The organism is Caballeronia sp., from assembly GCF_049581465.1.
Taxonomy (GTDB): Bacteria; Pseudomonadota; Gammaproteobacteria; order Burkholderiales; family Burkholderiaceae; genus Caballeronia.
The window spans coordinates 1-10,445 of sequence record NZ_JBAUSA010001410.1; the positions used below are offsets into that span (position 1 = coordinate 1).

At 60.3% G+C, this 10,445-nt stretch carries 13 protein-coding genes; 11 read left to right on the forward strand and 2 right to left on the reverse strand.

The annotated features are described in order from the left end of the window. Nucleotides 1–33: 33 nt before the first annotated feature. Both WCA53_RS34070 and WCA53_RS34075 read right to left on the reverse strand, forming a co-directional pair. Nucleotides 34–753 carry an SAM-dependent methyltransferase gene (locus WCA53_RS34070; RefSeq protein ID WP_423922578.1) on the reverse strand — a complete coding sequence of 240 codons (720 nt, stop codon included), beginning with the start codon at nt 751–753 and terminating at the stop codon, nt 34–36. After that, complete coding sequence (locus WCA53_RS34075; protein ID WP_423922618.1) at nt 750–1,364, reverse strand: Maf-like protein; 615 nt, start codon at nt 1,362–1,364, stop codon at nt 750–752. The genes WCA53_RS34070 and WCA53_RS34075 overlap by 4 nt, the downstream gene beginning before the upstream one ends. Nucleotides 1,365–1,688: 324 nt before the next feature. On the opposite strand from WCA53_RS34075, the gene WCA53_RS34080 reads away from it, so the two are divergent. From WCA53_RS34080 to WCA53_RS34130, 11 genes are all read left to right on the forward strand, one after another. Continuing rightward, nucleotides 1,689–2,339, forward strand: a complete 651-nt coding sequence (locus WCA53_RS34080) for a DUF177 domain-containing protein (protein WP_423922582.1) — start codon at nt 1,689–1,691, stop codon at nt 2,337–2,339. 148 nt (nt 2,340–2,487) lie between these two features. Next, nucleotides 2,488–2,667 carry a 50S ribosomal protein L32 gene (rpmF, locus tag WCA53_RS34085; RefSeq protein WP_423922587.1) on the forward strand — a complete coding sequence of 60 codons (180 nt, stop codon included), beginning with the start codon at nt 2,488–2,490 and terminating at the stop codon, nt 2,665–2,667. 129 nt (nt 2,668–2,796) lie between these two features. Further along, on the forward strand, nt 2,797–3,969 hold the full coding sequence (gene plsX / locus WCA53_RS34090; RefSeq protein ID WP_423922590.1) for a phosphate acyltransferase PlsX: 1,173 nt from the start codon (nt 2,797–2,799) through the stop codon (nt 3,967–3,969). Next, entirely contained in the window at nt 3,969–4,958 is a 990-nt protein-coding gene (locus tag WCA53_RS34095) for a beta-ketoacyl-ACP synthase III (RefSeq protein ID WP_423922593.1), read from the forward strand. The genes plsX and WCA53_RS34095 overlap by 1 nt, the downstream gene beginning before the upstream one ends. Nucleotides 4,959–5,027: 69 nt before the next feature. Beyond that, complete coding sequence (fabD, locus tag WCA53_RS34100) at nt 5,028–5,966, forward strand: ACP S-malonyltransferase (RefSeq protein ID WP_423922599.1); 939 nt, start codon at nt 5,028–5,030, stop codon at nt 5,964–5,966. Between the two features lie 35 nt (nt 5,967–6,001). Next, nucleotides 6,002–6,742: a 3-oxoacyl-ACP reductase FabG gene (fabG, locus tag WCA53_RS34105; protein WP_423922604.1), complete on the forward strand. Its 741-nt coding sequence runs from the start codon at nt 6,002–6,004 to the stop codon at nt 6,740–6,742. Nucleotides 6,743–6,987: 245 nt separating this feature from the next. Then, on the forward strand, nt 6,988–7,227 hold the full coding sequence (acpP, locus tag WCA53_RS34110; RefSeq protein ID WP_004197638.1) for an acyl carrier protein: 240 nt from the start codon (nt 6,988–6,990) through the stop codon (nt 7,225–7,227). A gap of 146 nt (nt 7,228–7,373) precedes the next feature. Beyond that, nucleotides 7,374–8,612 carry a beta-ketoacyl-ACP synthase II gene (gene fabF, locus WCA53_RS34115; protein WP_423922607.1) on the forward strand — a complete coding sequence of 413 codons (1,239 nt, stop codon included), beginning with the start codon at nt 7,374–7,376 and terminating at the stop codon, nt 8,610–8,612. Between the two features lie 41 nt (nt 8,613–8,653). Next, nucleotides 8,654–9,142 (forward strand): protein YgfX, encoded by a 489-nt coding sequence (locus tag WCA53_RS34120; protein WP_423922610.1) that lies wholly within the window; start codon nt 8,654–8,656, stop codon nt 9,140–9,142. A gap of 95 nt (nt 9,143–9,237) precedes the next feature. Then, nucleotides 9,238–9,837 (forward strand): RNA polymerase sigma factor RpoE, encoded by a 600-nt coding sequence (rpoE, locus tag WCA53_RS34125; protein WP_423922613.1) that lies wholly within the window; start codon nt 9,238–9,240, stop codon nt 9,835–9,837. Between the two features lie 79 nt (nt 9,838–9,916). Continuing rightward, nucleotides 9,917–10,445: sigma-E factor negative regulatory protein (locus WCA53_RS34130; protein WP_423922622.1), on the forward strand; the 529-nt coding region annotated here is incomplete at its 3' end.

The following is a 10,445-nucleotide window of genomic DNA, read 5'->3' on the forward strand; positions in this document are numbered from 1 at the left end:
CCCTCAGGGAACGCCAAAACCCTCAGAGAACGCCTAAATCCCCAGCAACAGAAAAATTGCCGGTCGCTTGTGCAATTCCGGCGCGGCTTTCTTTTTCCACTCGGAAACCGTCCGCGTTACGATTGTCTCGTCCGGCAAGGTCAGATCCACGGCCACGCAAACCAGCGTGGACGGTGCGCACGTTGCAAGCAACGTGTCCAGCAAAGCCTTATTCCGGTACGGCGTCTCGATAAAAATCTGCGTCTGATTCGCCTTTCGCGACAGTTGCTCCAGGTCACGCAGACGCTTGCCGCGCTCGGTGGCATCGACGGGAAGATAGCCGTTGAAGGCGAAACTCTGGCCATTCATCCCCGATGCCATCAGGGCAAGCAGTATCGAACTCGGCCCAACGAACGGAACGACTTTCACGCCGCGCTCGTGAGCCCGCCGCACAAGCAGGGCACCTGGATCGGCCACGGCCGGGCATCCGGCTTCAGACACCAACCCGGCATCCATCCCTTCCAGAATCGGCTTGAGCAGCTTCTCGACTTCACCCGGCGGCGTGTTGACGTTAAGTTCGCGGACTTCGATCTCCTGAATCGGCCGCTCCGTGCCAACTTTTTTCAGGAAGGCACGCGTGGTTTTCGCGTTCTCGCCGATGTAGTACTGCAACACCGCAGCCCGCGCACGCACGGGTTCGGGCAAAACCTCAGCCAGCGCGGCGGCATCGCCGTCGCCAAGTGTGTTGGGAATCAGGTACAGGACACCGCTCATACGGCCCCCATCAAGGAAAAGCCGGCTGCGCGCAACATCGTCGACAACGCGATCAGCGGCAGGCCGACCAGCGCGGTGGGGTCGTCGGAATGAATGGCATCGACAAGTGCGATCCCCAATCCTTCCGATTTCGCACTCCCCGCCACGTCGTACGGCTGCTCGGCCAACAAATACGCTTCTATTTCCACATCCGATAAATCCCGGAACTTCACTCGCGTGATGACATCGGCGGACTGGATGTGCTCTGAACGGCTATCGAAGACACACAGCGCGCTATGGAATTCGACGCTTTTGCCTCGCATTGACTGCAATTGGGCACGCGCGGCCTCGTGTGTGCCCGGCTTGCCGATCTGGCGGCCGTCGCAGGTCGCCACCTGGTCGGAGCCGATCACGAGCGCGCCCGAATTCGATGAAACCTGGCCCGCAGCGGCGCGCGCCTTGGCGATCGATAGCCGAATGGCCGTGGCTTCGGGCGTTTCGCCGTCTAGCGGCGTTTCATCGATATCGGGCGAAATCACTTCGAACGGAATGCGCAGGCGTTCAAGCAATTCGCGCCGGTAACGCGAACTTGATGCAAGGATGAGGAGCGGGTGATTGGGAGCGTCGGGCATGAATAGAAACAGGTTACTTGCGATGGAAGGGAAGATCGAGGTCAAAGCGCCGCACATCGCAGCATAAGTGTTTGACTCGAAAAGACAATGCAGCTATGATTTTGAGCTTTTCATCGGTATGTGCGGCGCTTTTCAGCGCGTTCCGATAGCGGTGCCAAGGCGGTGAGTTACGGCAAGTCAGGCGGCATGTTGGTGGTTGTCCATGCGGCGATCGGTAGAGGGCGGCGATTTACTCCGGGAAAATCGGGATAAATCACACCAACCGGACGCTCGGGCGCAGTGCATACTCAGGTTTCACTTGGCTGATCCACCCGAGGAGCGTACATGACACAGAACCCTGGCAAGCCAGCCTGTCCCGCCGATCTTCGCGCGCTTGACCTGTTCGAATTTGCGCAGAGTCGCCGGCAGGCCGCGGGCGGTGTACGCGCTTCGCAACTGCCGCGCATGTTAAACGAAATGCCGGCAGATGCGCCAGATCGCGACACCGTGTTCACGTGGCAGGCCGAAGGGTCGACCCAGCCCGAGTTGCAGGACGACGGCACCGAGGCGCCGCAGCCCTATTTGCGGCTCGCGGTCCATGGGTCGGTCTGGATCGAGTGCCAGCGCTGCCTTTCGCCGTACTCGCAGCATCTGGACGTCGATGCAACGTATCGCATTGTCGCGACAGAAGAAGAAGCGGACGAGTTTCCGCTGGATGACGATGAAGTCGAGGTGATCGTTGGCTCGCGCCAGTTTGATCTCGTCGACTTGATCGAAGAGGAGTTGTTGTTGTCCTTGCCGCTCGTGCCCAAGCACGACGTTTGCCCTACGGTGCACGAGAGCCTGGTTTCAGGTATCGACGGCACGATCGGCGACGAGTCGGACGAGGGCGCCGCGAACGACGAAGCCCGGCCTGACGACACAATGGTCAAGCCCAATCCGTTTGCTGCGCTTAGTTCGCTTAAGCAGGGCGGTTCCGACGACAAGAAGCATTGACAGTATTCGAAGCTTGGCGCCACGCCGGGCGTCGAGCCATCAGGTAATCAGGTAGCCTCAAGCGTTCGTGCAGACTGGCTGGCCATCAGGCCAAGGTCGCCAGCGCGGCGGGCTGTGTTAGAATTCGCAAAATTTTTCTGGAGTTATCATGGCAGTTCAGCAAAACAAGAAGTCACCTTCCAAGCGCGGTATGCATCGTTCGCACGATTTCCTGACCGCAGCGGCGCTGGCAATCGAGCCGAGCACGGGCGAAGTGCATCTGCGTCACCACGTGAGCCCGAATGGCTACTATCGTGGCAAGAAAGTCATCAAGACCAAGAACGACTAAGCGTACGACGCTTGTAGCGTCTCGCGTTGCCGTCTCGACTTACGGTCGTTCGCGCTTGACATATTCCTGGTACGACAAGAAGGCGGCATTTCACTGCCGCTTTTTTGTGCCTGAAATTCGTCGCACTCCATGACTGTAAAGATCTCCATCGACTGCATGGGAGGCGACCACGGCCCGGCCGTGACCGTTCCCGCTGCGGTAAGTTTCGTGCGCTCGCATCCGGACGCGCACTTGCTGCTCGTCGGCATCGAATCGGCCCTGCGCGCGCAGCTCAAAAAATCCAAAGCGGTCGACGAACCTCGCCTTACCGTCGTTTCAGCCACCGAAGTGGTCGAAATGGACGACCCGGTGGAGGTTGCGATGCGCAAGAAGAAAGACTCGTCCATGCGCGTGGCGATTAATCTCGTCAAGGCGGGTGACGCGCAGACCTGCATTTCGGCCGGTAATACCGGCGCGCTGATGGCCGTGTCGCGCTACGTGCTCAAGACGTTGCCGGGTATTGAACGCCCGGCCATTGCGTTCGCCATGCCTAGCGAGAAGGGCTACACGACCGTGCTCGACCTGGGCGCGAACGTCGATTGCGAGCCCCAGCACTTGCTTCAATTCGCGGAGATGGGCCACGCGCTCGTGGCGGCCCTCGAAGGTAAGGAGCGGCCGACCATCGGGCTGCTCAATATCGGCGAAGAAATGATCAAGGGCAATGAGACCATCAAGCGCGCGGGCGAACTGCTGCGCGCCAGCACGCTCAATTTCTACGGTAACGTAGAAGGCAACGACATCTATAAAGGCACCACCGACGTCGTCGTCTGCGACGGCTTTGTTGGCAACGTCGCCCTCAAGACCTCAGAGGGTCTTGCGAAAATGCTGACGGACATCATTCGAGAAGAATTCAGCCGCTCGTTCGCGACGAAATTGATGGCGCTGGTTGCAATGCCGGTTCTAAAGCGGTTTAAACGTCGCGTCGATCCCGCGCAATATAATGGGGCTGCGCTACTCGGACTGCGCGGTCTCGTGATCAAGAGTCATGGATCGGCGCAAGCCTACGGCTTCGAATGGGCCATCAAGCGCGGCTATGATGCCGTCAAGAATGGCGTGCTCGACCGTCTCGTGCGGGCGATGGAAGACAACGCCGCCACCGTGGCCGAGAGCTGCGCCGCCGCTTCGGCTGAAGCTACAATTAAAAGCGAAGCCGAACTTGCGGCGAAGGCCGAACCCGCCTCTTCCGACGACACAACGCTCGCCGCTGCCCGCCCACTGGTCCAGCCAGGCGAACCGGGTGCCGCGTTACCCTCGAAGGCATAATGGCTCAATCGAATATCTACTCCCGTGTGATCGGAACGGGCAGTTATCTGCCCCCGGACCGCGTCACGAATCAGGATCTGGCTGAACGGCTGGCGAAGCAGGGCGTCGAAACGAGTGACGAATGGATTGTCGCCCGGACCGGTATCCACGCGCGTCATTTCGCCGCGCCCGACCAGGCTACGAGCGAACTTGCGCTGAACGCGTCGCGTAACGCGATCGAAGCAGCGGGTATCGATCCGCAAACGATCGACCTCATCATCGTCGCTACGTCTACGCCGGACTTTGTCTTTCCCAGCACGGCCTGCCTGCTGCAGCACAAGCTCGGCATCAAGAATGGCGGCGCGGCGTTCGATATCCAGGCGGTTTGCTCGGGTTTCGCGTACGCAGTGGCCACCGCGGACAGCTTTATTCGCAGCGGCTTAAATCGCACGGCGCTGATCGTCGGCGCGGAGACTTTCTCGCGCATTCTCGATTTCAACGACCGCACCACGTGCGTGCTATTCGGCGATGGCGCCGGCGCCGTGATCCTGCAAGCGTCCGAGGAGCCGGGTGTGTTGTCGAGCGCGCTTCACGCCGATGGCAGCCATTCGAACATTCTCTGCACACCGGGCAACGTCAACGCGGGCGTCATCGCGGGCAGCGCCTTCCTGTATATGGATGGCCCGGCGGTGTTCAAGCTTGCCGTCAAGGTGTTGGAAAAAGTCGCGGTCGAAGCGCTGGACAAGGCCCAGCTGACCGCTAGCGATATCGACTGGCTGGTCCCGCACCAGGCCAATATCCGCATCATGGAAAGCACGGCGAAGAAGCTGCACGTGCCGCTCGACCGCATGGTGGTAACGGTGGGTGAGCATGGCAATACGTCGGCGGCATCGATTCCGCTCGCATTCGACGTCGCCGTGCGCGACGGCCGCATCAAGCGCGGCCAGCATGTGCTGATCGAAGGCGTCGGCGGCGGGTTCACATGGGGCGCATCGGTCATTCGATACTGATCCGCCAGCCAGAGCGATATCCGGACGGCTTTTCTGGCCGTCCCACCCATCTATTCGATTAGGAACGTCATGAAATTCGCGTTCGTTTTTCCGGGACAGGGTTCCCAGTCGGTCGGCATGCTCAACGCATTCGCCGATCACCCCGTGGTGCGCGCGACCGTGCAGGAAGCGTCCGATACGCTCGGCCAGGATCTCGGCAAGCTGATCGCCGAAGGTCCGGCTGAAGAGCTCGGGCTGACTACGAATACCCAGCCGGTCATGCTGACGGCGGCTTACGCAATTTATCGGTTGTGGGAACAGGAGACTGGCTTGAAACCGGCGCTCGTCGCGGGTCACAGCCTGGGTGAATATACGGCGCTGGTGGCCGCCGGCGCGTTAGCGTTCGCGGACGCCGTGCCGCTCGTGCGCTTTCGGGCACAGGCCATGCAAAATGCAGTGCCCGTGGGCCAGGGCGGGATGGCAGCCATTCTAGGTCTCGACGATGACGCCGTACGCGCCGTCTGCGCGCAAGCGTCGGCGGCGGGGGTGGGCGTGGTGGAGGCGGTCAACTTCAACGCGCCGTCACAAGTGGTGATCGCGGGCTCGAAAGCGGGCGTGGAAAAAGCCTGCGAAATCGCCAAGGCGAACGGCGCGAAACGCGCGTTGCCGCTGCCGGTGTCTGCGCCGTTCCATTCGTCGTTGCTCAAGCCGGCGTCCGACCAGTTGCGTGAATATCTCGCGAAGGTCGAACTCAATGCACCCCAGATCCCGCTTATCAACAATGTCGATGTCGCGAGCGTCACTGATCCGGCCGCCATCAAGGACGCCCTTGTGCGCCAGGCCGCGGGGCCGGTGCGCTGGGTGGAAAGCGTGCAAAAGATGGCTCGCGACGGCGTGACGCACGTGATCGAATGCGGTCCGGGCAAGGTGCTGAGCGGCTTGACCAAGCGTATTGACGGCGCGCTGATCGGCGCTTCCATCTTCGACCCGGCATCGCTGGAAGAAACGCGCAAGCTGATCGCCGGCTAAATCTCGCCCCGAGCAAACTGAACGAAGAGAAAAACATGATTCTGGACAAGCAAATCGCGGTGGTGACGGGCGCGTCGCGGGGTATCGGCCAGGCGATCGCGCTCGAACTGGCGCGCCAGGGCGCGACCGTGATCGGCACGGCGACGAGTGCAAGCGGCGCTGAAAGCATCACCGAAGCGCTTCGGGAAGCGAACGGACAAAGCCGTGGCGCCGTGCTCGACGTCACTGACGACGCCGCCGCAGATGCTTTCATCGACGGCGTGATCAAGGAGTTCGGCGGGCTGAACGTGCTGGTGAACAACGCGGGCGTCACGAAAGACCAGCTCGCGATGCGCATGAAGGACGACGAGTTCGACGCGGTCATCAATACGAATCTGCGCGCCGTGTTTCGCCTCTCGCGCGCGGTTTTGCGCCCGATGATGAAGGCACGCGGCGGACGGATTATCAACATCACGTCGGTGGTGGCTTCGTCGGGCAATCCGGGGCAAGCCAACTACGCGGCGGCGAAGGCCGGCGTGGCGGGCATGACGCGCGCATTGGCCCGTGAAATCGGCAGCCGTGGCATCACGGTGAACTGCATTGCACCGGGCTTCATCGACACCGACATGACCCGCGTGCTGCCAGAAGAACAACGCGCGGCGCTCACAGCACAGATACCACTCGGCCGACTGGGCAGCCCCGACGATATCGCTCATGCTGTGGCTTTCCTTGCTTCGCCGCATGCGGGTTACATCACCGGAACGACGTTGCATGTGAACGGCGGCATGTACATGTGACAGGCATTTCGTTAATATCCGCGCCTTGGCGGGTGCGCAAAATGCTATTTGAAGCCGACCGGGCGCTGCACGTGAAACGTTGGACAAGCCTGGATAAGCGGCAGGTGTCGAGTCGAGTGTGCGGCACGCCTCAAAAAGTACAGCGCACGTTGCAACCTGAATAGCTGCGCGGGTTAATTACGGGTGCAAACCTGATAAAATGCGCGCACTTGTGTTTTTGAAACTAATTTCCCTCGGAGGGCTGCATGGACAATATCGAACAGCGCGTGAAGAAGATCGTCGCCGAACAACTGGGCGTCGCCGAAGCTGAAATCAAGAACGAAGCTTCGTTCGTCAACGATCTGGGCGCTGACTCACTCGACACAGTCGAACTCGTGATGGCACTCGAAGACGAATTCGGTATGGAAATTCCGGACGAAGAAGCAGAAAAGATCACGACGGTGCAGCAAGCGATCGACTACGCGCGCGCCAACGTCAAGGCCTAAGGCCAGACGCGGCAGCTGCATCTGCGAGATTCGGGGTTGACGCTCTGTCGCGATTCGAACCGAGTTATCAGCCACAGGGCTCACAGGGCAATTTCCTGTGATTCTTGTGGCTTTTGTTTTATGTCAATTATGGATAAGGGGTTACCGTGAGCCGTCGTCGAGTTGTTGTTACAGGCCTAGGGCTGATTTCGCCTGTTGGCAATACCGTTGCCGACGGCTGGGCCAATCTGGTCGCGGGAAAGTCGGGCATTGCTGAAATCACCCGGTTCGACGCAACGAACTTCTCCACGCGCTTTGCCGGCGAGGTGAAGGGGTTTAACGTCGAGGACTACATGCCCGCGAAGGAAGCGCGCCACATGGATACGTTTATCCATTTCGGGATCGCGGCGGGCATTCAGGCCATGCAGGACAGTGGCCTGGAAATCACCGAGGAAAACTCGGAGCGGGTGGGCGTCGTGGTGGGCTCGGGCATTGGCGGCTTGCCAATGATCGAAATCACCCAGACCGAACTGCTCAATCGCGGTCCGCGCCGGATTTCGCCGTTTTTCGTTCCTGCATCGATCATCAACATGATCTCGGGCCATCTCTCCATCCGCTTTGGGTTGAAGGGACCGAATCTCGCCATGGTGACCGCGTGCACGACCGGGCTGCATTGCATCGGAGAAGGGTCGCGGCTGATCGAATATGGCGATGCCGACGTGATGATCTGTGGCGGTGCGGAGGCCACGGTGTCGCCGCTGGGTATCGGTGGATTCGCGGCAGCGCGTGCGCTTTCGCAACGCAATGACGATCCGACGACGGCCAGCCGTCCGTGGGACAAGGATCGCGACGGTTTTGTCCTCGGTGAAGGCGCCGGCGTGATGGTGCTCGAAGAATACGAGCACGCGAAGGCACGCGGCGCGAAGATCTACGCCGAAGTCACGGGCTACGGCATGAGCGGTGATGCGTACCACATGACCGCACCCCCGGAAGATGGCGACGGCGCTCGCCGCAGCATGCGCAACGCCATGAAGAACGCGCAGGTCAATCCGGACGAAGTGCATTACCTGAACGCGCATGGCACGTCCACGCCGCTCGGCGACCTGGCGGAAACGCGCGGCATCAAGAACACCTTCGGCGATCACGCGAAAAAGATGGTCGTGAATTCGACAAAATCGATGACCGGCCATTTGCTTGGTGGCGCCGGTGGCCTCGAATCCGTGTTCACGGTGTTGGCGCTGCATCATCAGATTTCCCCGCCGACCATCAATATCTTCAACCAGGATCCGGAGTGCGACCTGGACTACTGCGCGAACGAAGCGCGGGAAATGAAGATCGACGTCGCGTTGAAGAACTCGTTCGGCTTCGGCGGCACGAACGGCACCCTCGTGTTCAAGCGTCACTGAGCGATCAGTGAGCATCGCGCGCGGTGTCGCAGGAGTCAGACGTGCCTACCGAGATACCTGCTGACATACCTGCCGCGCATCTGTTAGCCGCCCACGTCACCGCCGATGTCTCGCGCCGGCACGGCGTGCGTGCATCTCAATGGATGCGCGGTGCGGTGCTCGCTTTTATCTGTCTGGCTGCCGGTTCGGTATTTCAGTGCGTGTCGGCGCTGTCCGGCCTGGCTGACGCCGGCGTGGCCGCTTTGACCGCCGCGTTCGCGCTGGGCGCTTCGGCGTATCGAGGTGAGCGGCGTCAACCTATCGCCTTCGAAATCGGCCAGGACGGATTGACCACCTGGAATCGCGCTGGCCATCGTCAATATCGGCGTATCGTGGGCTGTGCACAATGGAGCAACGCATTGCTCGCGCTCACGCTATTGTCGGCGACTAACCAGCGTTCGCCGTTTCTCGTCGCGGCCGACGCACTCGATACCCACGCTTTTCGCGAACTTGCCGTACGCGCCCGGCGGTGCTCGCAAGAACACCTGTAACCCATGTAACTGCTGATGAGTGTCCGGTGCGTCCCCGTGGCGTGACGCTACAATAGCCCTCCGCAAAGGACCCCAAAAGTTAACGGATTTCCCAGGTGAGCGAAAAAGAAATCGATCAGTTACTGGTCGAACGCGTGCAGAAAGGCGACAAACAAGCGTTCGAGCTACTGGTCGCCAAATATCAGCGCAAAATCATCCGGCTGATCTCGCGTCTCGTGCGCGATCCCGCCGAGGTGGAAGACGTCGCGCAAGACGCCTTCATCAAGGCTTATCGGGCGTTGCCGCAATTTCGTGGAGAATCTGCGTTTTACACGTGGCTTTACCGGATTGCAGTGAACACGGCGAAGAATTATCTTGCTACTCAGGGACGCCGCGCGCCCACTTCTACCGAAGCAGATGCAGAAGAAGCTGAAACTTTCTCGGACGCAGACCAACTAAGGGATATCAACACGCCCGAGTCGATGTTGATGAGCAAGCAGATCGCTCAAACGGTCAATGCTGCGATGGCGGCTCTGCCGGAGGAATTGCGGACCGCCATTACTCTTCGTGAGATTGAAGGTTTGAGCTACGAGGAAATCGCGGAGATGATGAATTGTCCGATCGGGACCGTCAGATCAAGAATTTTTCGTGCTCGCGAGGCCATTGCGGCAAAATTGCGTCCATTGCTGGACACTCCCGAAGGCAAGCGCTGGTAAAGCGTGCATGCGCGGGGCAGGGATGCGGTATCTGGGTCAGGTGGTGTCACTTTGGGGTGCAGTCAAGATGGGGACCATCATGGGGTCGGTTTCGGTGCAATCGCAGCCAAATGCGCGCGGCGAACGTCTGTCGGCTTTCGTCGACGGTGAGTCGTTGGAAGGGTCGGACGACATCGGTCAGTTTCTTTCCGGTTTTACTAATCAGGACCGTGCGTCGTGGCTGGACTATCACGTGATCGGCGACGCGTTGCGTTCCGACGATCTCGCGACCAGTCCAGCAGCCAGCAGCGCGTTCATGAACTCGTTTTCAGCGCGATTCGCGGCCGAAGCGCATGTTTTCGCGCCGGCCGCGATGCCTGCCGCCGTGATGGAACGGGCGCGCGCAAGCGTGTTCCGACGTCGCGTGATACCCGCTTTTGCGGTCGCGGCGGCGGCCGCCACGCTGACCTGGATTGTCGTGCCCCAGTTGCAGGGCTTCGACACCCATTCGCGCGGTGTTCAAGTCGCAAGCCTCTCGTCCGACAACGTGCAGCGCGTGACCATGGCGTCGGCGGGTACGGGTTCGCCGGTTGTCGAAGCGAATATCATCCGCGACGCAAGCCTCGACC

Bases quoted from the DNA above. Each gene is read 5' to 3' on its own strand.
- plsX (WP_423922590.1), top strand. From the start codon at position 2,797: ATGACTGTAAAGATCTCCATCGACTGCATGGGAGGCGACCACGGCCCG.
- WCA53_RS34095 (WP_423922593.1), top strand. From the start codon at position 3,969: ATGGCTCAATCGAATATCTACTCCCGTGTGATCGGAACGGGCAGTTAT.
- rpmF (WP_423922587.1), top strand. From the start codon at position 2,488: ATGGCAGTTCAGCAAAACAAGAAGTCACCTTCCAAGCGCGGTATGCAT.
- fabD (WP_423922599.1), top strand. From the start codon at position 5,028: ATGAAATTCGCGTTCGTTTTTCCGGGACAGGGTTCCCAGTCGGTCGGC.
- fabG (WP_423922604.1), top strand. From the start codon at position 6,002: ATGATTCTGGACAAGCAAATCGCGGTGGTGACGGGCGCGTCGCGGGGT.
- WCA53_RS34070 (WP_423922578.1), bottom strand. From the start codon at position 753: ATGAGCGGTGTCCTGTACCTGATTCCCAACACACTTGGCGACGGCGAT.
- acpP (WP_004197638.1), top strand. From the start codon at position 6,988: ATGGACAATATCGAACAGCGCGTGAAGAAGATCGTCGCCGAACAACTG.
- WCA53_RS34080 (WP_423922582.1), top strand. From the start codon at position 1,689: ATGACACAGAACCCTGGCAAGCCAGCCTGTCCCGCCGATCTTCGCGCG.
- WCA53_RS34075 (WP_423922618.1), bottom strand. From the start codon at position 1,364: ATGCCCGACGCTCCCAATCACCCGCTCCTCATCCTTGCATCAAGTTCG.